Genomic DNA, 20,367 nt, shown 5'->3' with positions numbered 1-20,367 from the left:
CGTTCGTGCGGGGGAGGGTTCGGTCATGGGCGCCAGCTCACCCGGTGTTCGGCGGGGTGGGCCAGGATCGTGTGGTTCGCCTCCCAGCCGTCCGGGGCTGTGACCATCGGCCGCCTCCGGCGGCGTGCCGGACTCCGTCCGGCGGGTGGTTCGTGCGGGGGAGGGCTCGGTCATGGGCGCCAGCTCACCCGGTGTTCGGCGAGGTGGGCCAGGATCGTGTGGTTCGCCTCCCAGCCGTCCGGGAACTTCACCAGCGTGCCCAGCTGGACCGGTTCCGTGGAGGGGTAGTCGTCGAGGAGGTCGCCCACGCCGGCGCGGCAGACCACGATGCAGGCGTGGCGGTGCCGGGAGGCGAGGACGCACAGGCGGCCGGTCTCCAGGTGGAAGGCCGTGGCGTCGGGGCGGCCGGACAGCGGGTGCAGGACGACCGTGACGTCGTACTCGCGGCCCTGGAGCCGGTTGGCCGTGTCGACCGTCACGTCCGCTGCACCCAGCTCGGCGAGCGCCGCGCGGACCGCCGCCGCCTGGTCGCGGTGGGCCGTGCCGACGGCGACGCGGTCGGGAGTGAGGGGGGAAGGGTCCGGGGAGCGCTCGGAGGTGGCCGCGCCGCCGCGGTCCAGCAGCCGGCGGACCACCGCCGCCACCGCGCGGACCGCCTCCGGATCCGTGCGCGGAGTGTGCCGGGCGGGCAGCTCCAGCAGGCCCCAGCCGGAGCGCGCCGCCTCGTCGATCACCCGGTCCGGGCCGGAGCCGTCGGACGGGACGGCGAAGGCCAGGGCGCGGTCGCCGTGGTCCGTGCCGCTGCGGAACGGGGTGTACGGATAGAACGCGTCCGAGACCAGCGGGGCCGCCGAGGCCGGGAGCCGCCAGGACACCGGCAGGCGGTGCTGCGGCAGGGCCGGGTTGTGCGCCAGGAGCGTGCTGACGGCGGAGGCCGAGGGGTCGTACGACAGGCCCGCCCACTGCTCGCTGCCGACGATCGCGAACGGGTCCAGCTGGCCCGGGTCGCCCACGAACAGCGCCCGCTCGAACAGCCCGGCCACGGCCAGCAGCGAGTCCGAGCGCATCTGGTACGCCTCGTCCACGATCGCGTGCCGCCACGGCTCGTCCACCGTGACGTGCGCCCACTTCGCGGCCGTGGACAGGACGACGGGCAGGTCCTTCAGGTCGGCCGCCTTCGCCGAGGTGCGGACCTGGGGCAGCTCGTCCAGCGCCGCGTCGTACGCGTCCGCGTCGCTGCTGTGGAGGCGGCCGACGGGCAGCTCCGGGTTCTTCTCGGCGAGCCGCAGGACCAGGTCGTCCACCTGGGCGTTCGTCTGGGCCACCACCATCAACGGGCGCCCGGCGTCGGCCAGTTCGAGGGCCGCGCGGACCACCAGCGTGGACTTGCCGGCACCCGGCGGGGAGTCCACGACCACGCCCCGCTCGGTGCCGTGCAGGGTGTCGCGCAGGATCGCGTCGGTGGCGCGGGCGGCAGCGGCTCCGGGGTCGAAGCCGACCGCCGGCGCGGGATGCGGATGCGCGGGACTCACAGGACGTCCTCCTCGGTCACGGCGTCAGGGGCCTCCGGCGCGGGCTCGCCCGGCGGGCCGCCGTGCGTCCACGGGGTCTGCTCCGGGTCGGGCAGCTTCGCGCCGCCGCGCTGCTCGTGCTCGAACAGCGTGAAGCAGATCCGGTCGCCCTTCTCCGGCACCGAACCGGGCTCCGGCTCCTTGCCGCGGCCCATCTTGTCCAGCACCCGCAGGACCAGCACTCCGTCGGCCTCCTGCCCGACCACCTCCGCCGACTGCGGCCTGCCGCCCAGCGAGCGGTACACCTTCGCCCGCTCGGCCGTCTGCGGCCGGTCGTCCGTGCGGACCGTCACCAGCGGGCGCGGGCTCGGCCGTCTGCCCTCGCTGTACGCCATGACGACATCGATCACCTCGCCCGCGAACGCCTCCCCGGCCAGCCGCCGCCCCGCCATCACCAGCGGGTCGTCCAGCGCCTCCTGCGCCTCCAGCCGGGCCTGCTCACGCTCGCGCGTGGCCAGTTTGTTCGCCGCCGTCACCGCGTCGTCCCGGCGCGGCTGCGGGGGCTCGCCCGCCAGCACCCGGTCCCGGTGGCCCGTGAACGACCAGCGGTCCCGGGTCCAGCGCTCCTCGGCGTACGCGCCCTGGGGCAGCTGCCGCAGCAGGTCCAGGCCCCGCCACACCGCGTCCCAGGTCGGCCGGGTACGGCCGGCCACCAGGTCGCGGATCTCCCGCTCGGCCGCCGTGAGCGCGGCCAGCCGGTCGTCGGCGGTCACGGCGTCCTCGGCGGCGGCGAGCGCGGCACGCGCGCGGTCGTAGCGCTCGATCGCCGGGGCCAGCAGCTTGTTGTCGAACGCCGGGTCGGTGGCCGGACCGGCCGGCGGGCAGAGCAGCTGGCCGTCGGCGTCCCGGGCCAGCTCGGCCGCGCGCGCGGCCTGCGCGCCCGAGATGCCCTCGGGCGGGTCGATCCAGGCGAGCAGCGCGCCCAGATGCTGGTCCTCCAGGCTGGACTGGCCGGTGGCCCAGTGCCGCGAGAGCACGTCGGTGAGGGCGAGCAGCAGCGAGGAGCCGGGGACGCGGGCCCGCTCGCCGTAGTGGGTCAGCCAGCGGCCCAGCAACGGAATGCGCGGCGGCGCCGGATGGGGCGCCTCGGGGTCCTGCTCGGCCGTGCGGCGAAAGCGCGTCGAGCGGCCCAGCAGCCGGACGAAGTCCAGTCCCGCGCGGCTCGGCACGATCAGCTGGGGCGCGTCCGCGCACAGCTCCACCTCGACCTTGACCCGCTTGCCGGTCTCCGGGTCGGTCTCGGTGCGCTCGGCCGCCTCCACGGGCTCCGCGTGGGCGTCGATGTACGGCAGCACGACGTCGGCCAGGTCGGCGAGGAAGCCGAAGCGCAGGTCGCGGTCGCGGGGCTGCGGCACGACCAGCAGGCGGGGCGCGTCCCGGTCGGTGCCGACCAGCGCGCCCAGCGGGGCGCCGGTCTCACCGGCGGTGGTGAGCGGCACGAACACCAGCGGGCGCGCGGACAGATGCCGGTGCCGGACGGTCGCGACGGGCTGGGCCCGGCCGCTGTCGACGGCCTCGAACCGGGCCAGGGTCGTGATCAGCGACACGCGGTCACCTCCTCCGGCGAGCCGACGCGCCCGCCCGGCACACCCGCCACCCCCTCCGGCGCCGCGGCGCGCACACCCGGCGCGCCGGCCAGTGCCTCGGCGCGCAGAGCGGCGGCCCGGCGCAGGGCCGCGACCGCCGGGTCGTCCGGGTCGCCCCGCTCGCCCCGGGCCGCCGCGAGGACGTCCTCGACCGTGGCCAGACCGCCCAGTTCGGCGCGCAACGGCCGGCCGAGGCGGGTGACGGCGCCCGCCGCACGCGCGCGGTCCCGGCAGTGGAAGGCCAGTTCGCACGCGGACAGGCACTCCGGCGCGTACGTCGCCGGGACCGCCGCCACGGCCGCCGTCAGCTCCCCGGCACTGCGGTCGGGCGCGAAGCACGCGCCCTCGGGCAGGGCGTCGGCGATCTCCTCGATCCGGGTGAGCCGGGCCAGCTGGCGCGCGGTGACGGCGCGCTGCCTGCGCACGTCCACGGCCGATCCGGCCGCCAGGTTGGAGAAGTCCTTCGGGCACACCAGCAGCACCCGGTGCCGCACGCGCGGGGCCGGAGCGCTGTCCTGCGCGCTCGCCTCCCCGGCACCGGCGCGCCCCTCCGGCTCCGCGCCGAGGCGCCCGGCCACCTCCTCCAGGGCCAGCACGTACACCGCCGCCTGGCGGGCCGCCGCGCCGACCTTCGCCGGGTCCGCCGCGCCGTCCAGCATCGGGAAGGACTTGATCTCCACCACCGACCAGCTGCCGTCGGGGTGCACCACCACCGCGTCCGGCTCCAGGAAGGCGAGCGAACCCGCCACGTCCAGCGCCAGCATCGGATGGTCCAGCAGCGTCCAGCCACCCGCGCGTGTGGCCTCCCGCAGCGCCAGTGCCGTACGCGCCGTACGCCCCTCGGGGCCGTGCGCGGTCAGGTCGGGCACGGCGGCGCCCTCGGGCGGCGCGGCGTCCGGGTCGAGGCGGGCGTGCGCCAGGCGCAGCAGCTCGGCGCCGCCGTCCGCCTTCACCCGCGCCTCGAACGCGTTGCCCCGCGTCAGCGCGAACTGCGACTGCCCGAAACCGGACGGCGCACCGAGCGCGCTCGCCAGCCGCGCCTTGTCCACCCCGGCGCCGTCCAGGATCGCCCGTCTGCGGCACCCGGGGTTCGCGGCGAGCGCCGCGAGGGCACGGGCGTCCAGGGCCTTGGCCGGTACGTCGGGACCGCGCAGCTCAGCGAGCCGATGCCGCAGCCCCTTCGCCCTCGTCGCTGGGGGACGTGTCGGGTTCGGCCCCGGCGTCGAGCCGAGACTCGCGCTGCCGTGGAATTCGCTCACCCGCGGAAGTCTGGCATCCGCCACTGACAATCGGGGAAACCGTGGTGTCGGCGACCGGTGCGAGGCGCGGGAACAGGCGGGTCCGGAGCCGGTCCAGGACCCGCGTCACACGCGGCGCCAGCAGGTGTCCGACGCCCATCACGGCGACGCCCGCGACCGCGTCCAGCAGATAGTGGTTGGCGGTGCCCATGACCACCAGCGCGGTGCCCAGCGGGTAGGCGACACCGAGGATCCTCGCCACGCGCGTGCCGCTGTGCCGCCACAGCATCACCCCGCACCACAGCGCCCAGCCGACGTGCAGGCTCGGCATCGCCGCGTACTGGTTGGTCATCCCGCCCAGCCCGCGCGGCGCGCTGGCGTCGCCGCCCCACCAGCCGTAGGAGCTGTAGTGCGCCATGGTGTCCACGAAACCGTGCCCGGCGGCGAGCAGCCGGGGCGGGCAGGTCGGCAGCAGCGTGAAGCCGATCAAGCCGATGAACGTGGACGTCATCAGCCAGGTGCGGGCCCGCCGGTAGTGCTCGGAGCGGGCCCTGAACAGCCAGATCAGGATCGCGGGTGTGATCAGGTAGTGCAGCGAGGCGTACCAGAAGTCCGCCGGTACGCCGAGCCAGGGCTCGCGTGTGAAGAGCCGGTTGAGCGGGTGCTCGGCGTTGAGGTGCAGGGTGTCCTCGATGCGCAGGATCGCCAGGCCGTGGTCCACGGCGGAGGCGACGTCACCGCGCACGAGCAGGCGGCCCGCCGAGTAGCAGCCGTAGACCAGGAGGATCAGCGGCAGCTCGGTCCACCAGCGCAGCCGGGTGGGCGGGGCCGCCCCGGTGCTCGGTGTCTCGGTCGGCATGGATCGCCCTCCCCCTTGTCGTGCTGTGCGGCCCGCGCCCCGCAGGGCGACCGTGCCACTTTACGGTGTTCGTCCGTCGCCCCCGCGGGCGCGCCCTCTCCGCTCAGGAGGGGCCCGAGCGTTCGCCCGGGCGACGCGCCCTCGCGGGCACTCAGACCTCGAAGACGCCGAGATCGCCCGCGGGGTTGCCCCGGCACGGGGTGAGCGATGATGGAGGGGTCCCCTTCGCATCCGGAAAGGTCTCCCATGGCACCGCGCATCCTGCTGGCCCGGCACGGACAGACCGCATGGTCACTGTCCGGCAAACACACGGGCCGGACGGACGTACCGCTGCTGGAGGAGGGCCGGCGCGGCGCCAAGCTGCTCGGTGAGCGCCTGCACAGCGCCCCGCTGGACGGGCTGCCGGACGTGGAGGTGCGCACCAGTCCGCTGGTACGCGCGCGTGAGACGTGCGATCTGGCCGGCTTCGGCGACCGCGCCACCGACTGGGACACGCTCATGGAGTGGGACTACGGCGCCTACGAGGGACTGACCCCCGCCGAGATCCACGCCGGGCGGCCGGACTGGCTGATCTGGCGGGACGGCGTTCCGGAGGGCGAGACCCTCGCGGAGGTCACCGCGCGCGCGGACGAGGTGGTCTCGTGGGCGCGCTCGGCCGACCGCGACGTCCTGATCTTCGCCCACGGCCACATCCTGCGCTCCATAGGCGCCCGCTGGCTGGGCCTTCCGCTGGCCTTCGGCGCCCGCCTGCGGCTGAACCCGACGTCGCTGTCGGTCCTGGGCTGGGCGTACGGGGAGCCGGCCGTCCACAGCTGGAACGACGTGGGCCACCTGGCGCCCTGAGTCCGTCCCGAGCCCGGTCAGACCCGCCCCGGCCTCGGCACGCAGGCGTGCCGGTCCAGGAACTCGGACACCCCGGACGCCCGCCGGTGCGGCAGCAGCACCCGTGCCGTACCCGCCAGCATGCTCTGGATCCGTGAGGACTGGACCTGGTCCAGCAGGGAGAGCACCCGCATCCCGGCGGCGGCGGCCTCGTCCGGCCGCCCCTCACGGGCGAGATCGTCGGCCAGTTCGGCGGTGTAGAGCGCGATGTTCCGGCTGAAGTGAGGATCCTGCAACTCGGTCGCGCGGTACGCGTGCCGTGACGCGCGCCGCCAGTCGCCCAGCGTGGACCAGCACTGCGCCTCCAGTCCCTCCAGCTCGGCCTCGCCGTAGAAGCTCATCCACTCGGGGTCGGCGTCCGAGCGGCCGCGGATGAAGAGGGTCTGGGCCCGCACGAGCGCCTGCTCGCAGCCGGTGCGGTCGGCGAGCCCCGCCCAGCCGCCCGCCTCGCGCAGGGCCAGCAGGGACATCAGCCGGGCGGAGCCGAGCGGGCGGGCGGCGCGCTGGGCGGCCTGGGCCGCGCGGACCGCCTCCCGGGGCCGGCCGGCGTCCCGCGCGAGGAACGCGGTGTTGCAGAAGGCGTGCGCCTCCAGGGCCGGGTCCCCGGTCATCCGGGCCGTGGCCAACGCCTCCGCGTAGTGCGAGCGGGCATCCTCGAAGCGGCCCGAGTCATGGGCCAACCAGCCCACGGAGATGGCGAGTTCACCGGCGCCCGAGTGCAGCCGGTCGGCGGTCGTCTGCCGGGTCGCGCCGGCGTCCAGCAGCGCGTATGCGGCGCGCAGCGGAGCCGCCGCGCGCCGGTAGAGGCCGTCCGCGCCGTGCCGGTCGTCGAGCAGCCGGATGCGGCGGACGGCCTCCTCCAGGGCGGTCGCCTCGGTCGTTCCGGCGCGCCCGGGGCGTCTGACGGCGGCCGCGGCGTCCGGGGCGAGCCCCAGCGGGGCCAGCGTGACGGCGGCCATCGTGGCGCCGCCGCCGGTCATGAATGCGCGACGCAGCACGTCGCTCTCCTCGTGGTTCAGGTGGTGGTTCTCGTACGGCTCGCGCGGGTCATACGGCTCGTGCGGGTCGTACGGGTGGTGCGGGTCGTGCCGGTCGTGCTGGTCCTGCGGGTCGCACGCGTCGTGCGGGTCCTGCGTGTCATACGGCCCGGAGGCCGCCCGCGACTCACCGAGCCCGTCCGCGGCGGGGCGCGCCGCCCGCCCGCGCACGGACGAACGCGGCGCGAAGCCGAGGTCGGTGAGCGTGCGGCCGGGGAACATGTGCAGGAACACCCGCTCGTACGCGTAGTTCGGGCAGCGGATCTCACCCGCCTCGACCCTGCCGATGTACCGCGCGTCACAGCTCACCCGCTCACCGATCTCGCGCGCGGCACGCCGTACGAGCGCCGCGAACTCGGCCGGTGAGCGCCTGCCGCGCAACTGCCGGAAGGCGAGGTTGGGCCGTGGTGGCCGTTCGGACTGTGACGAGGTCACGGTTGACGACGCCATGGCCGGGTCCTCTCGTGCGAACCGTCGAACCGGGCATGAACGTACCTGCTGTGACGGACCCGCCACGCGGTGTTTAGCTACAAACCGGATATCTCATCCACGATCTGCCATGAAGTGCCATCCTTTGCGGCGCACTTGCGCCGTAGCCGTTGACGCCCTCGCGCGTTGGAAAGGTTGGACCGCAACAGTGCTGTGTGGTGGAGGCCGGCATGGAGACCAGCCAGAGCAACGAACCGTGTACGTCGTCGCCGTCGGGCGCGGCTGACGAGGCGGTGTGCGACCTCGTGACGGTGCCCGCCCGGCAGGGGCTGGAGGCGGTCGACATCCTGCGGCGCGGCTCCGGCGACGCGATGGGGCCCGTGCTCCACGACGGCGGCTGCGACACTCTCGGCTTCCTGGTCCCGGCCGGCACCGCGGCCTGCTGGGACGTGCCGGGCAGCACCTGCACCGGGACCGACGGGCGCGGTATGCGCCTGGCCCCCGAGCCGCCGGTGGAGGGCTCCGACTGGCTGCTGCCGCCCGGCGGTGCCGACCTCGCCACCGACCCGGTGGTGCTGCGCGAGGCGCTCGGCGAGGCCGCCCGGCTGATCGAGGCGGCCGACAGCTGCCGGTGAGGCACCCGGCCCCGGCACCTGCGAAAATGGGCCGGTGGGCAGGTCGAGGAGTACGAGAGACACGGGGCACACCGGGCGGCGCAGGCCGGCCGCCGCACAGCCCGTGGTGGAGGCGGTCGACGGCGGGCTCGCCGAGCTGGTCCCGGACCCCGACCGCGGCCGGGCCTGGACGCTGCTGATCGACGGCGCCCCGCAGTCGCACGTCGACCTGGACGACCCCGCGTACCTCTCCTTCGAGTACCAGCGCCGCCTCGGCCATGTCATCGACCTCGTCGCCCCGCCCGGCAAGCCCGTACAGGCGGTGCACCTCGGCGGCGGCGCGTTCACCCTCGCCCGGTACGTCGCCGCCACCCGGCCCCGCGCCACCCAGCAGGTCGTCGAGCGGGACGCGAGCCTGGTGCAACTGGTGCGCCGGGAACTGCCGCTGGACCAGGGCGCCCGGATCAGGGTCCGTTCGGCGGACGCGCGCGTGGGACTCGCCAAAGTCCCCGACGGCTGGGCGGACTTGATCATCGCCGACGTGTTCAGCGGCGCCCGCACCCCGGCCCACCTCACCTCCACCGAGTTCCTGGACGAGGTCCGCCGGGCGCTGGGGCCCTTCGGGGTCTACGCCGCGAACCTCGCCGACGGCCCGCCGCTCGCGCATCTGCGCGGCCAGATCGCCACCGCCGCCGCCCGGTTCGCCGAACTCGCGCTGATCGCCGACGCGGCCGTCCTGCGCGGCAAGCGCTTCGGCAACGCGATCCTCGTGGCCTCGAACGCCCCGCTCCCGCTCGCCGAACTCACCCGGCGCGCCGCCTCCGACCCGCACCCCGCCCGCGTCGAACACGGCAAGCCGCTCACCGACTTCACCGGCGGGGCCGTACCCGTGACGGACGCGGCGGCCGTGGCCTCCCCGGCGCCACCGCCCTCCGTCTTCCGCTGAGGGCCAGGGGGTGTCGTTTGGATCATCCCGGCGTCGCGGGGTCTGGCACGCGCTCCCCCAGAGGGGGCACCCCCAGCGGCGTCGTCGTCACTCGCCGACTCCCCCACTCTCGGCTTTGCTCGAACGGGAGGGGCCCCACGACCCCGCTCGGGTCGGCCGGCCCGCACTGTTCATCACGGGCGGCCCGATCCAAACGGCACCCCCTAGTAGTTCCCGACCTCGACATGCGGCGGCCCGTCGTGCCAGGTGCAGAACACCGACACGCGGTCCGTGCCCCGGCTGAACTCCACCCGGATCCAGGTGTCGGTCTTCCACACCTGCATCGACCAGCCGGTCCCCGGCGTCGCCGAGACGAGCGTGGCGTCCGCCGCGCCCAGGTCGAACACCGCCCGGCCGCCGCCGGTGTCGTACGCCCTGACCTGGCCGGAGGCGGTCGCGGAGGCGGATGGGCCAGGAGTGCGGACCGGGGTCCGGGCGGGGGGCGGCGTCGGGCTCGGTGAGGGGGTGCGCACAGGGCCGGCGGAGGCGGACGGCGGCGGGGGCGCGGGCGTCGAGGACCGGTCCCGCGCGTCGGCCGCCGTGATCGGCAGGGCGCGCGGCGGGTCGTAGGCCGTCCCCGCCATGACCGTGTGCACACCCCACCACGACAGCGTGACCGCCGCTCCCGTCGCGAGCAGCCACGCCATCACCGGTACGAGTCCTTTGCGCATCGCGGGCCATACTGCCTCAGGACCCGCACGGGTTGTCCACAGGGCTGGAGTTGTCCACAGGCCCGGACCGGGTCTCACCGCATGGCGTACGGTGCGGCGCATGGCAAGTGTGCTCGTGGTCGAGGACGACCAGTTCGTACGCTCGGCGCTCATCCGGCATCTGACCGACGCCGCGCACACCGTGCGCAGTGTCGGTACGGCGCTGGAGGCGCTGCGCGAGGTCGCCCATTTCCGTTTCGACGTGGTCATCCTGGACCTCGGACTGCCGGACCTGGACGGCTCCGAGGCCCTGAAGATGCTGCGCGGCATCACGGACGTGCCGGTCATCATCGCCACCGCCCGGGACGACGAGACGGAGGTCGTCCGGCTGCTGAACGCCGGGGCGGACGACTATCTGACCAAGCCGTTCTCGGTCGACCACCTCTCCGCCCGGATCGCGGCCGTGCTGCGCCGGGCCCGCTCCGCGGGCGGGGAGGCCCCGCCCTCGCCGGTGCTCCGGGTCGGCGGGCTGAGCGTCGACCCGCTGCGCCGGCAGGCCGAGCTGGACGGCGTCCGCCTCGACCTCACCCGCCGCGAGTTCGACCTGCTCGCCTTCCTGGCCGGCCGGCCCGGTGTCGTCGTCCCGCGCAAGGAACTCCTCGCCGAGGTCTGGCAGCAGTCCTACGGCGACGACCAGACCATCGACGTCCATCTGTCCTGGTTGCGCCGGAAACTGGGGGAGACAGCCGCTCGGCCCCGCTATCTGCACACCCTGCGCGGCGTCGGCGTGAAGATCGAACCTCCCGTCGAAGGCGGAGCGGGCGGGACGGACGGGGCGGACGGGCCCGGCGGGGGGCCGGCGCGATGAGGTGGGCCCTGGTCAGGGTCTGCCTGGCGGTCACCACGATGGTCGTGGTCGCCTTCGCCGTCCCGCTCGGGCTGGTCGTCCGGGAGATGGCCCGCGACCGGGCGTTCTCGAACGCCGAGCGGGAGGCCGCCGCCGTCGCGCCCGCGCTGTCCATCACCACCGACCGGGACAAACTGGAGCGGGTGGTGGCCTCGGCCGGCGCCGACTCCGGGATGGCCGTGCACCTGCCCGCCGCCGACGGCCGCTCCGCGCTCGACCTGGGCAGACAGCGCGCCGCCGACCGCGACATCGAGGCCGTCCGCAGCATGGGCCGGGCCTCGACGACGACCGTCTCCGGCGGCTCCACGCTGCTCCAGCCGGTCGCGCTCGGCTCCGGCGCCATCGCGGTCGTCGAGGTCTACGTCCCCGAGTCCGAGGTGACCCACGGCGTCGGCACGGCCTGGGCGGTGCTCGCGGGCGTCGGCCTGGCGCTGATCGTCGGCTCGGTCGCCGTCGCCGACCGGCTCGGGGTGCGCATGGTGGGGCCCGCGCAGCGGCTGGTGCGGGGCGCGCGCGAACTGGGCGAGGGCAGGCTGGGCTCCCGGGTGCCGGAGGACGGCCCGACCGAACTCAGACTCGCCGCCGTCGCGTTCAACTCCATGGCCGACCAGGTCGTCCAACTCCTCGCCAACGAGCGGGAACTGGCGGCCGACCTCTCCCACCGGCTGCGTACGCCGCTCACGGTGCTCCGGCTCAACGCGGCCTCCCTCGGCGCCGGTCCGGCCGCCGAGCAGACCCGGGCGGCCGTCGCCCAGCTGGAGCGCGAGGTCGACACCATCATCCGTACGGCCCGGGAGGCCAAGCCGCAGACGGCCATGGCCACGGCCGGGACCGGCGCCGGGTGCGACGCGGCCTCGGTGGTCCGTGAGCGCATGGAGTTCTGGTCCGCGCTCGCCGAGGACGAGGGACGCAAGTGGCGGGTGGCCGGCGTCGACGGTCCGGTGCGCATACCCGTGGCCCGCGCCGATCTGGCCGCGGCGCTCGACGCCCTGCTCGGCAACGTCTTCCGGCACACCGCCGAGGGCACCGCCTTCGCGGTCGACGTGCACAACGGCGAGGACGCGGTGATCGTGCTGGTCTCGGACGCGGGTCCCGGCATATCCGACCCGGAGTCGGCCATGGCCCGAGGAAGCGGCTCCGGGAGCGCCGGTTCGACCGGACTGGGCCTCGACATCGTGCGCCGGCTCGCCGAGTCCACGGGCGGCGACGTGCGCATCGGCTCCTCGGTGCTGGGCGGCACCGAGGTGCGGATCTGGTTCCAGCTGGACGGACGGCGGCCGGCACGGGGGCGGGTGCACCGGCGCCGAACGCGCAAACCGGTCGCGACTGGTCTCGACCATTAACCGTCCCCGATCCCTTCCTTAAGCGCACCCTAAGGTCTTCAACCACCGTCCCGATCACTCGGTTTGTCCGATTCCGGATCGCTAGCGTGCTGCCGCACCCCACCCCCGTGAACATCGAAGGCAGGCATGCGCATGAGCACGCACCGGCGCAGGATCAGTGGCAGGAACAAGGCGATCGGCGGCCTCGTGGCCGCGGCCGCCGTCGGCGGCGGCGCGGTCCTGCTCACCGGCACCGCGAACGCGGCGAGCGTGAACGCCGCGTACACGAGGACCAGCGACTGGTCGACCGGCTACACCGCCCAGTACGTCGTCACCAACACCAGCGGCGCACCGGAGAAGACCTGGACGCTGGAGTTCGACCTCCCGGCGGGCGCCAGGCTGGGCTCGCTGTGGAACGGCGAGTCGAGTGTGAGCGGTTCGCACGTCACCGTGAAGCCGGCGAAGTGGGACACCGAGGGCCTCGCCCCGGGCAGGTCGGTGACCGTCGGCTTCGTGGTCGAGGGCGCCGGCGCCCCGACCGGCTGCCGTATCGACGACTCCCCGTGCTCGGCGGACAGCGGCCCCACCCCCGAGCCCAGCGGCCGCCCCACCGGGACCCCGTCCCCGGCGCCGACCCCGACGGCCACCAGGACCTCCACCCCCACCCAGAGCGCGACCCCGACCCCGACGCCGACCGCCTCCGGGACGACGGGCAGCGGCACCGCCGCCTCCGCCGGCTTCTCGCCGTACGTCGACACCTCCCTCTACCCGGCCTTCGACCTGGTCGGCGCGGCGAACACGACCGGGGTGAAGAACTACAACCTGGCCTTCATCACCGACGGCGGCGGCTGCACCCCCAAGTGGGGCGGCGTGACCGACCTGACCGGCGACGCCGTCGCCCAGCAGATCGGCGCGCTGCGCGCCAAGGGCGGTGACGTCCGGGTCTCCTTCGGCGGCGCCTCCGGCTCCGAGCTGGCCACCGCCTGCTCCTCCGCCGACGCGCTGGCGGCGGCGTACGGCAAGGCGATCGACGCGTTCAAGCTCACCAAGGTCGACTTCGACGTCGAGGGCGGCGCGCTGCCGAACACGGCGGCCAACACCCTGCGGGCCAAGGCGATAGCGAAGCTCCAGGCGCAACACCCGGGCCTGGACGTCTCCTTCACCCTCCCGGTGATGCCCGAGGGCCTCACCCAGGACGGCGTGAACCTCCTGTCCGACGCCAAGTCCAACGGCGCGAGGATCAGCACCGTCAACATCATGGCGATGGACTACGGCTCCTCCTACAGCGGCGACATGGGCGACTACGCCCAGCAGGCCGCCACCGCCACCCAGGCCCAGATCAAGGGCGTCCTCGGGCTGTCGGACGCCGCCGCCTGGAAGGCCGTCGCCGTCACCCCGATGATCGGCGTCAACGACGTCTCCTCCGAGACCTTCAAGGTCGACGACGCCACCCAGCTGGTGAACTTCGCCAGGTCCAAGGGCCTCGGCGGCCTGTCGATGTGGTCCGCGGCCCGCGACAAGCAGTGCCCCGGCGGCGCGAAGAACTCCGCCGACCCCACGTGCAGCTCGATCGTCCAGTCCCCGTTCGCCTTCTCGAAGGCCTTCGGCGCCGTCAACTGAACCCCGCGACACGGCGGACCGGGCGCGGCACCCCCAGGGTGCCGCGCCCCCGCCTCTTCGTCAGGCGGCGGAGTCCACCGGCGGCAGCGTCCCCGTCCGTGCCACCTCGCCGTACCAGCGGGCGCTCGACTTCGGGGTGCGCTCCAGCGTCGCGTAGTCCACGTACACCGCGCCGAACCGCTTGCCGTAGCCGTACGCCCACTCGAAGTTGTCCATCAGGGACCACAGGTAGTAGCCGCGCACGTCGGCGCCGTCGGTGATCGCGCGGCGCACGGCCGACAGGTGGCCGTGCAGATAGGCGATGCGCTCGGGGTCGTGGACGCGGCCCTCGGGGTCCGGCTTGTCGTCGTAGGCCGCGCCGTTCTCGGTGATGTACAGCGGCAGGCCCGGGGCCTCGTGCGCGTAGCGCGTGATCAGGTCGTACAGGCCCGTCGGGTCGATGGTCCAGCCCATCTCCGTGCGCTCGCCCGGCGTCTGGTGGAAGAGCACGTCGTCGGCGCCCGGCCAGGGGGAGTGCTCGCTCGCGCCGTGGCCGTCCGCCCGGGGGCCCGCGACCGCGCCGGACATGGCCGAGACCAGCGCCGGGGTGTAGTAGTTCAGGCCCAGCGCGTCCAGTTTCGCGCCCGCCGTGCGCATATCGCCGTCGAGGACGTACGACCAGTCGGTGACCGACGCCGTCGCCGCGAACAGCGACTCGGGGTAGGCGCCGTGCAGCATCGGGCCGTGGAAGATCCCGTTGGCGAGGTCGTCGATCCGGCGGGCCGCGGCCAGGTCGGCCGGGTCCTGCGAACGCGGCCGGACCACAGAAGAGTTGAGGCTGACCGCGATCCGGTTGCGGGCCGGCATCACCGAGCGCAGCGCCGAAGCCGCCAGCCCGTGCGCCAGGTTGAGGTGATGGGCGGCACGCAGCGAGGCCTCCGGGTCGGTACGGCCGGGCGCGTGCACCCCGGAGCCGTAGCCCAGGAAGGCGCTGCACCAGGGCTCGTTGAGGGTGGTCCACAGCTCCACCCGGTCGCCCAGCGCCTCGCCGACCAGCCGCGCGTACTCGGCGAAGCGCAGCGCGGTGTCCCGCTCCGGCCAGCCGCCCGCGTCCTCCAGCTCCTGCGGCAGATCCCAGTGGTAGAGGGTGAGCGACGGCTTGATGCCGTGCGCCAGCAGCTCGTCCACCAGCCGGCGGTAGAAGTCCAGGCCCCGCTGCACCGCCGGGCCCCGGCCGGTCGGCTGCACCCGGGGCCAGGAGACCGAGAAGCGGTACGCGCTCAGGCCCAGCTCCGCCATCAGCGCCACGTCGTCGCGGTAGCGGTGGTAGTGGTCGACCGCGATGTCACCGGTCTCGCCGCCGGCCGTCCGGCCCGGCGTATGGCTGAAGGTGTCCCAGATCGAGGGGGTACGGCCGTCCTCCCGCACCGCCCCCTCGATCTGGTACGCCGAGGTCGCCGCGCCCCACAGGAAGGCCGGCGGGAACGTCACGGAGGGGACGGAGGAGACAGACTCAAGCATGGAAGCGCTCCCATATGGGGTCGTAGGAGACCGACGGAACAAAGAAGTGAGGGGGCAGGGGGCGGGGCGGCGGTGCCCCGGCCCCCTTCGGCGGACGCGGGCGCTCAGCCCTTGACCGCGCCCTGCATGATCCCGCCCACGATCTGCTTGCCGAAGACCGCGAACACGAGCAGCAGCGGCAGCGTGCCGAGCAGCGCGCCCGCCATGATCAGGGACTGGTCGGGGGTGTAGCCGCGGCCCAGCGCCGAGACCGCGACCTGCACGGTCGGGTTGCCGTTCTGGGTGAGCACCAGGAACGGCCACAGGAAGTCGTTCCAGGTCTGCACGAACATCAGCATCCCCAGCACCGCCATCGCCGGGCGGGCCGCCGGGAACACGATGTGCCACACCACCCGCCAGCTGCTCGCGCCGTCCACCCGGGCGGCCTCGATCAGCTCGTCCGGCAGCGCCTGCATCAGGTACTGCCGCATGAAGAACACGCCGAACGCGCTGACCAGCGACGGCAGGATCACGGCCTGCAACTGGTCGGTCCAGTCGAGCCTGGCGACCATCATGTACAGCGGGATGACGCTCAGCTGCGGCGGCACCATCATCGTGCCGATCACGATCAGCATCAGGGCACTCCGGCCCTTGAACCGCAGCTTGGCGAAGGCGAACCCGGCGATCGTCGAGAGGAAGACGATGGTCGCCGCCGAGACGCCCGCCACGAACGTGGTGTTGAGGAAGGCCTTGCCCAGATTGGCGTCGTTCCAGGCGACGTTCAGGTTGTGTGCCAGGTTCGAGCCGAACCAGAACGGCGGCGGCGTCTCGGCCAGCCGGTTGTTGTCGCGCGACGCGGCGATCGCCGTCCACACCAGCGGGAACAGCGAGCCGAGCGAGAACAGGATCAGCACCGCGTAGGCGAGGGGGCCCGCGTGCAGCGTCCCGCCGGCCCGCGCCGACTTCGGCCGCCGCGTCCGCCGGGGCTCCTTCGCGGTCGCGTCGGTCGGGGTCAGGGTCGTCGTCACGGCCGTACTCCTAACTACTCTCGCGCAGGCGGCGCGAGATGACGTAGTTGACGATCCCGATCACGATGAGGATCAGGAACATCGTCCAGGCGATCGCGGAGGCGCGGCCCAGGTGCTGGTTCACCCAGCCCTGCTCGTACAGGTACAGGCCGAGTGTCTGGAACTGGTGCTCGGCGCCGCCGGAGGCGCCCTTGTTGGCGTCGAACATCAGCGGCTCGCCGAAGAGCTGGGAGGCCCCGATGGTCGACACGACACAGGTGAACAGGATCGTCGGGCGCAGCTGCGGCAGCGTGACGTGGAAGAACTGCTGCCAGCGGTTGGCGCCGTCCAGCGCCGCCGACTCGTACAGGTCCTGCGGGACGGCCTGCATCGCCGCCAGGTAGATCAGCGCGTTGTAGCCGGTCCAGCGCCAGACGACGATCGAGGAGACCGCGATCTGCGAGGGCCACTTGTCGTTCTGCCAGTCGACGTGACCGCCGCCGACGAAGTGCAGCGCCCAGTTGATCATGCCGTAGTCGCGGCCGAAGAGCAGCACGAAGACCAGCGAGGCGGCGGCGATCGACGTCGCGTACGGCGCCAGCATCACGACGCGGAAGAACGTCGACGCGCGCAGCTTGTAGTTGAGGATGTGGGCGAGCCCCATCGCCATCGCCAGCTGCGGGACGGTCGAGATGATGCCGATGGTCAGGGTGTTCTTCGCCGCGTTCCAGAAGAAGTCGTCGTCGAAGATCCGGGTGTAGTTGTGCAGCCCCGCCCACTGCATGTCGGTCGGCGCGGTCAGCTCCACCGTGTGCAGCGAGGCCCAGCCCGTGTAGATCAGCGGGAAGAGGCCGAACGCCACGAAGAGGAGGAAGAAGGGGGAGACGAAGGCGTACGGGCTCCAGCGGATGTCGCGCTGCCAGCGCCGGGACAGCCGCGCCCGCCGCCGCTCGTCCGTCGTCCGTACCACTTCGGGGCGGGCCGGGGCCGCGCCCCCCTTCGCGGGGGGCGCGGCGGTGTCGTGCCGGGTGGCCATGCCGGTCACTTCTCCAGGTTGTTGTCGATGGTCTTGACGGCCGTGGACCAGGCCTCGTCAGCGGACTTGCCCTTCGTCACCAGGATGACGCCGTTGTCCGTCAGGCCCTGCTGGATGATCTGGTCCTTCGGCCCGATCGGCTGGTTCGGGATGGACTTGGCGGCCTGCGCGAAGATCGCGCCGATCGGGGCGTCCCCGGTCATCTGGTTCTTCGCGCCGGTGACCTGGGACATGGCGTACGCGGGCGGCGCGCTCGGGAAGCTGCCCTGGACGGCGAAGAGCTTGGCCTGCTGGGCGGGCGCGGTCAGCCAGGCGACGAACTTCTCGGCCTCGGTGACGTGCTTGCCGGACTTGGGCACGGCGAGGAAGGTGCCGCCCCAGTTGCCGGCCTGCGGCGCCTGGGCCACGTCCCACTGACCGGCGGCGTCCGCCTTCGACTTGCCCTTGATGTAGCCGAGCATCCACGGCGGGCAGGCCACGGAGGCGAACTTGCTGTTGGAGATCAACTGGTCCCAGCCCGGCTGGAACTGCGGCTGCGACTGCACCAGCCCGTCCTTGGCGGCCTGTGCCGTCAGGTTGAAGGCGCTCTTCACGGCCGGGTTCGTCTTGTAGACGACCTTGCCGGAGGAGTCGTAGAACTTCTGGCTCGCGCTGCTGAGGATCGCGTTGAGCAGACCGCCGGGGGAGTCCATGAAGGTGCTGCCCTTGGGGGCCTTCTTCTGGTACTGCTCGCCGGCGGTGACGAGCTTGCTCCAGTCGCCGGCCCACAGCTTGGACACCTGGTCGCGGTCGGTGGGCAGGCCGGCCGCCTTGAACATGTCCTTGCGGTAGCAGATCGCCATCGGGCCGATGTCGGTGCCGAGGCCGACCGTCTGCCCGTCCTTGGTGGTGGCCTGCTGCCACTTCCAGTCCAGCCAGTTGCCCTTGTCCACGCCCGCGACCTTGGAGAGGTCCTCCAGCTTGGCCGCCTGGGTCTGCACGACCTCGGCGATGTTGCCGACTTCGACCGCCTGGACGTCCTGGAGGCCGCTGTTGGTGGTGAGGTGGTTGACCAGGGCAGGGTAGTAGTTCTCGTTCTTCTCGATCACGTTCTCCTGGATCGAGATGTCGGGGTGGAGCTTCTCATAGTCGGTGTAGAGCCCGGCCTCCTTGAAGCCCATGGCGCCGAACAGGCCCAGGGTGATCGTGGTCTTGCCCTTGCCGCCGCCACCGCCCGAGGTGTCCGACGAACCGCCGCTGTCCTTGGCGCAGCCGGCCAGCAGTCCCGTGGTCAGCGCGGCCACGGCCGCGAGGGCCCCCAGCCTGCGGGACCGGCGGATGCTCGTGCGCATTGCGTCCTCCTGTTGCCTGACGTGCCGACCCCCCGGCCAACTGCACTGTTGGGCCCGTCTGTCACTCGCTGCGGCTCGGGCGGGGAACGTGCGGGATGTGTATGTGTCAGGTGGTGTGGGAGCGCTCCCACACGTGATGGGTTGAAGAGTCGTCGCTCGGGGGCGGGGTGTCAAGGGAGCGGACACGCGGGAGTGCCTTCGGTTATCGGAGCGTTAGCCGGGGTGGGTCGGCAGCTCCCAGGGGCAGCTGCCGCGGTGAAGGGTGCCTGTTACATTCGGCCAGCACAGACGATGCTGCGGAAAGGCGGAGCCCATGGCAAGCCACGGAGCGCGGGGCCGGAGCGGTGGGCGGCCCACGCTCGAAGAGGTCGCCGCACGGGCCGGGGTCGGCCGGGGCACGGTCTCGCGGGTGATCAACGGCTCGCCCCGGGTCAGCGACGCCACCCGCGCCGCGGTCGAGGCCGCCGTCGCCGAACTGGGTTACGTCCCCAACACCGCGGCCCGCGCCCTCGCGGCCAACCGCACCGACGCGATCGCCCTCGTCGTCCCCGAGCCCGAGACCCGCTTCTTCGCCGAGCCCTACTTCTCGGACATGCTGCGCGGTGTCGGCGCCGAACTCGCCGACACCGAGATGCAGTTGCTGCTGACCTTCGCGGGCAACGCCCGGGGGCGCCGACGCCTCGCCCAGTACCTCGCGGCGCACCGCGTGGACGGCGTCCTGCTGGTCTCGGTGCACGCCGACGACCCGCTGCCCGATCTGCTGGCCCAGCTGGAGATCCCGGCCGTGATCAGCGGCCCGCGCTCGGCCGGCGAGACGCTCACCTCGGTGGACTCCGACAACTACGGCGGCGCCCGCTCGGCCGTCGAGCACCTGCTGGCCCGGGGGCGCACCGAGATCGCGCACATCACCGGCCGTCTCGACGTCTACGGCGCCCAGTGCCGCGTCGACGGCTACCGCGACGCCCTGCGCGACGCGGGCCGCGAGACGGACGAACTCCTCGTCGAGCCGGGGGACTTCACGGAAGAGGGCGGCAGGCGGGCCATGTCCGTCCTGCTGGAGCGGCACCCCGGCCTGGACGCGGTCTTCGCCGGTTCGGACGTGACGGCGGCGGGCGCCCGCCAGGTGCTGCGCGAGGCGGGCCGCCGTATCCCGGACGACGTGGCGCTGATCGGCTACGACGACTCCGCCATCGCCCGCCACATGGACCCGCCGCTGACCAGCGTCCGCCAGCCCATCGAGGAGATGGGCCGCGCGATGATCGACCTGCTGCTCGCCGAGATCGCCGACCGGCGCCCGGCCGCCTCCCGGGAGCTGGAGCGACGGCATGCGGTGCTGCCGACGGAGCTGGTGGTGCGGGCGTCGTCGTAACGGACTCCGAGGCCATGGCGTCAGAAGCGGCCCCAGGCCACGAACGCGGCCAGCGCGATGTAGGCCAGGTCCACCGCCACCAGGCGGTACTCGTGCCGTCGGGCGCGGGTGAGCGCGGCACCGGTCATCAGCAGCACCAGACCGAGGGCGGCCAGCGGGACCAGCACCGGTGCGATGCCGAGGGCGGCGGGCAGGACCAGGCCCGCCGCGGCCAGGACCTCCAGGACTCCGATGGCCTTCACGGCGCCGGCGCCGAAGTCGTCGACCCAGCGGCCACTGGCCCCGGCGGCGGCGATCTTCTCCTTCGGGGTGATCACCTTGTAGCCGCCGCCCGCCAGGTAGGCGGCGGCCAGCAGTCCGGCGACGATCCACAGGGCGACGTTCATGGTTCTCTCCTCGCGGGGTGGTTGCGCGTGCTGTGCTGTCGCCCCTCTGAGACAGGACA

18 protein-coding genes are annotated in these 20,367 nt (G+C 73.5%); 7 read left to right on the top strand and 11 right to left on the bottom strand.

From position 1 onward, the window contains the following. Window positions 1–170: 170 nt before the first annotated feature. Genes AC4OXY_RS21050 through AC4OXY_RS21035 form a run of 4 tightly spaced genes read right to left on the bottom strand, consistent with a single transcriptional unit; the run spans window position 171 to window position 5,254 of the window. Window positions 171–1,532, bottom strand: a complete 1,362-nt coding sequence (locus AC4OXY_RS21050) for an AAA domain-containing protein (RefSeq protein WP_491994428.1) — start codon at window positions 1,530–1,532, stop codon at window positions 171–173. Continuing rightward, a complete protein-coding gene (locus AC4OXY_RS21045; protein ID WP_356037661.1) occupies window positions 1,529–3,118 on the bottom strand; it encodes a hypothetical protein in 1,590 nt (529 codons plus the stop codon). Before AC4OXY_RS21045 ends, AC4OXY_RS21050 begins: the two co-directional genes overlap by 4 nt. Continuing rightward, window positions 3,109–4,332 carry a hypothetical protein gene (locus tag AC4OXY_RS21040; RefSeq protein ID WP_356037715.1) on the bottom strand — a complete coding sequence of 408 codons (1,224 nt, stop codon included), beginning with the start codon at window positions 4,330–4,332 and terminating at the stop codon, window positions 3,109–3,111. Before AC4OXY_RS21040 ends, AC4OXY_RS21045 begins: the two co-directional genes overlap by 10 nt. After that, the gene (locus AC4OXY_RS21035) at window positions 4,313–5,254 is read right to left on the bottom strand and encodes a phosphatase PAP2 family protein (protein ID WP_491994427.1); all 942 of its coding nucleotides are present in this window, start codon (window positions 5,252–5,254) and stop codon (window positions 4,313–4,315) included. The genes AC4OXY_RS21040 and AC4OXY_RS21035 overlap by 20 nt, the downstream gene beginning before the upstream one ends. Before the next feature lie 246 nt (window positions 5,255–5,500). On the opposite strand from AC4OXY_RS21035, the gene AC4OXY_RS21030 reads away from it, so the two are divergent. After that, a complete protein-coding gene (locus tag AC4OXY_RS21030) occupies window positions 5,501–6,097 on the top strand; it encodes a histidine phosphatase family protein (protein ID WP_376285911.1) in 597 nt (198 codons plus the stop codon). Between the two features lie 17 nt (window positions 6,098–6,114). Here the strand turns inward: AC4OXY_RS21030 and AC4OXY_RS21025 are convergent, their stop codons facing one another. Then, window positions 6,115–7,623, bottom strand: coding sequence for an NsdA family TPR-like regulatory protein (locus AC4OXY_RS21025; protein WP_491994426.1), 1,509 nt, complete (start codon window positions 7,621–7,623; stop codon window positions 6,115–6,117). 209 nt (window positions 7,624–7,832) lie between these two features. On the opposite strand from AC4OXY_RS21025, the gene AC4OXY_RS21020 reads away from it, so the two are divergent. Further along, a complete protein-coding gene (locus AC4OXY_RS21020) occupies window positions 7,833–8,237 on the top strand; it encodes a hypothetical protein (RefSeq protein ID WP_356037671.1) in 405 nt (134 codons plus the stop codon). 34 nt (window positions 8,238–8,271) lie between these two features. Next, the gene (locus AC4OXY_RS21015) at window positions 8,272–9,162 is read left to right on the top strand and encodes a spermidine synthase (protein WP_402066212.1); all 891 of its coding nucleotides are present in this window, start codon (window positions 8,272–8,274) and stop codon (window positions 9,160–9,162) included. 203 nt (window positions 9,163–9,365) lie between these two features. Here the strand turns inward: AC4OXY_RS21015 and AC4OXY_RS21010 are convergent, their stop codons facing one another. Then, window positions 9,366–9,872 (bottom strand): hypothetical protein, encoded by a 507-nt coding sequence (locus tag AC4OXY_RS21010; RefSeq protein WP_356037673.1) that lies wholly within the window; start codon window positions 9,870–9,872, stop codon window positions 9,366–9,368. A 100-nt stretch (window positions 9,873–9,972) separates the two neighbouring features. Here AC4OXY_RS21010 and AC4OXY_RS21005 point away from each other — a divergent pair, with 100 nt between their 5' ends. The 3 genes from AC4OXY_RS21005 (at window position 9,973) to AC4OXY_RS20995 (ending at window position 13,700) form a co-directional block, all read left to right on the top strand. Beyond that, window positions 9,973–10,719, top strand: coding sequence for a response regulator transcription factor (locus AC4OXY_RS21005; protein ID WP_356037676.1), 747 nt, complete (start codon window positions 9,973–9,975; stop codon window positions 10,717–10,719). After that, window positions 10,716–12,101 (top strand): sensor histidine kinase, encoded by a 1,386-nt coding sequence (locus AC4OXY_RS21000; RefSeq protein ID WP_491994425.1) that lies wholly within the window; start codon window positions 10,716–10,718, stop codon window positions 12,099–12,101. The genes AC4OXY_RS21005 and AC4OXY_RS21000 overlap by 4 nt, the downstream gene beginning before the upstream one ends. Window positions 12,102–12,233: 132 nt before the next feature. Further along, window positions 12,234–13,700, top strand: coding sequence for a glycoside hydrolase family 18 protein (locus AC4OXY_RS20995; RefSeq protein ID WP_491994424.1), 1,467 nt, complete (start codon window positions 12,234–12,236; stop codon window positions 13,698–13,700). A 60-nt stretch (window positions 13,701–13,760) separates the two neighbouring features. On the opposite strand, the gene AC4OXY_RS20990 is transcribed toward AC4OXY_RS20995, so the two are convergent. The 4 genes from AC4OXY_RS20990 to AC4OXY_RS20975 form a co-directional block, all read right to left on the bottom strand. After that, window positions 13,761–15,200 (bottom strand): GH1 family beta-glucosidase, encoded by a 1,440-nt coding sequence (locus tag AC4OXY_RS20990; protein ID WP_491994423.1) that lies wholly within the window; start codon window positions 15,198–15,200, stop codon window positions 13,761–13,763. Window positions 15,201–15,304: 104 nt separating this feature from the next. Continuing rightward, entirely contained in the window at window positions 15,305–16,207 is a 903-nt protein-coding gene (locus AC4OXY_RS20985; RefSeq protein ID WP_356037688.1) for a carbohydrate ABC transporter permease, read from the bottom strand. Window positions 16,208–16,217: 10 nt separating this feature from the next. After that, window positions 16,218–17,222, bottom strand: coding sequence for a carbohydrate ABC transporter permease (locus AC4OXY_RS20980; RefSeq protein WP_356037721.1), 1,005 nt, complete (start codon window positions 17,220–17,222; stop codon window positions 16,218–16,220). Between the two features lie 5 nt (window positions 17,223–17,227). Then, window positions 17,228–18,553 (bottom strand): ABC transporter substrate-binding protein, encoded by a 1,326-nt coding sequence (locus AC4OXY_RS20975; RefSeq protein WP_356037691.1) that lies wholly within the window; start codon window positions 18,551–18,553, stop codon window positions 17,228–17,230. 313 nt (window positions 18,554–18,866) lie between these two features. Between AC4OXY_RS20975 and AC4OXY_RS20970 the strand changes: the two genes are divergently transcribed. Beyond that, window positions 18,867–19,922: a LacI family DNA-binding transcriptional regulator gene (locus AC4OXY_RS20970; RefSeq protein WP_491994422.1), complete on the top strand. Its 1,056-nt coding sequence runs from the start codon at window positions 18,867–18,869 to the stop codon at window positions 19,920–19,922. Window positions 19,923–19,942: 20 nt separating this feature from the next. On the opposite strand, the gene AC4OXY_RS20965 is transcribed toward AC4OXY_RS20970, so the two are convergent. Beyond that, the gene (locus AC4OXY_RS20965) at window positions 19,943–20,308 is read right to left on the bottom strand and encodes a DoxX family protein (RefSeq protein ID WP_356037696.1); all 366 of its coding nucleotides are present in this window, start codon (window positions 20,306–20,308) and stop codon (window positions 19,943–19,945) included. Between the last annotated feature and the right edge of the window lie 59 nt (window positions 20,309–20,367).

The sequence above is a fragment of the Streptomyces sp. HUAS MG56 genome (genome assembly GCF_058673395.1).
This window is presented reverse-complemented; position numbering and strand designations above follow the sequence as displayed.

Bases quoted from the DNA above. Each gene is read 5' to 3' on its own strand.
- AC4OXY_RS21005 (WP_356037676.1), top strand. From the start codon at position 9,973: ATGGCAAGTGTGCTCGTGGTCGAGGACGACCAGTTCGTACGCTCGGCG.
- AC4OXY_RS20970 (WP_491994422.1), top strand. From the start codon at position 18,867: ATGGCAAGCCACGGAGCGCGGGGCCGGAGCGGTGGGCGGCCCACGCTC.
- AC4OXY_RS20965 (WP_356037696.1), bottom strand. From the start codon at position 20,308: ATGAACGTCGCCCTGTGGATCGTCGCCGGACTGCTGGCCGCCGCCTAC.
- AC4OXY_RS21010 (WP_356037673.1), bottom strand. From the start codon at position 9,872: ATGCGCAAAGGACTCGTACCGGTGATGGCGTGGCTGCTCGCGACGGGA.
- AC4OXY_RS21025 (WP_491994426.1), bottom strand. From the start codon at position 7,623: ATGGCGTCGTCAACCGTGACCTCGTCACAGTCCGAACGGCCACCACGG.
- AC4OXY_RS21030 (WP_376285911.1), top strand. From the start codon at position 5,501: ATGGCACCGCGCATCCTGCTGGCCCGGCACGGACAGACCGCATGGTCA.
- AC4OXY_RS21035 (WP_491994427.1), bottom strand. From the start codon at position 5,254: ATGCCGACCGAGACACCGAGCACCGGGGCGGCCCCGCCCACCCGGCTG.
- AC4OXY_RS20995 (WP_491994424.1), top strand. From the start codon at position 12,234: ATGAGCACGCACCGGCGCAGGATCAGTGGCAGGAACAAGGCGATCGGC.
- AC4OXY_RS20975 (WP_356037691.1), bottom strand. From the start codon at position 18,553: ATGCGCACGAGCATCCGCCGGTCCCGCAGGCTGGGGGCCCTCGCGGCC.
- AC4OXY_RS20980 (WP_356037721.1), bottom strand. From the start codon at position 17,222: ATGGCCACCCGGCACGACACCGCCGCGCCCCCCGCGAAGGGGGGCGCG.
- AC4OXY_RS21020 (WP_356037671.1), top strand. From the start codon at position 7,833: ATGGAGACCAGCCAGAGCAACGAACCGTGTACGTCGTCGCCGTCGGGC.
- AC4OXY_RS20990 (WP_491994423.1), bottom strand. From the start codon at position 15,200: ATGCTTGAGTCTGTCTCCTCCGTCCCCTCCGTGACGTTCCCGCCGGCC.
- AC4OXY_RS21000 (WP_491994425.1), top strand. From the start codon at position 10,716: ATGAGGTGGGCCCTGGTCAGGGTCTGCCTGGCGGTCACCACGATGGTC.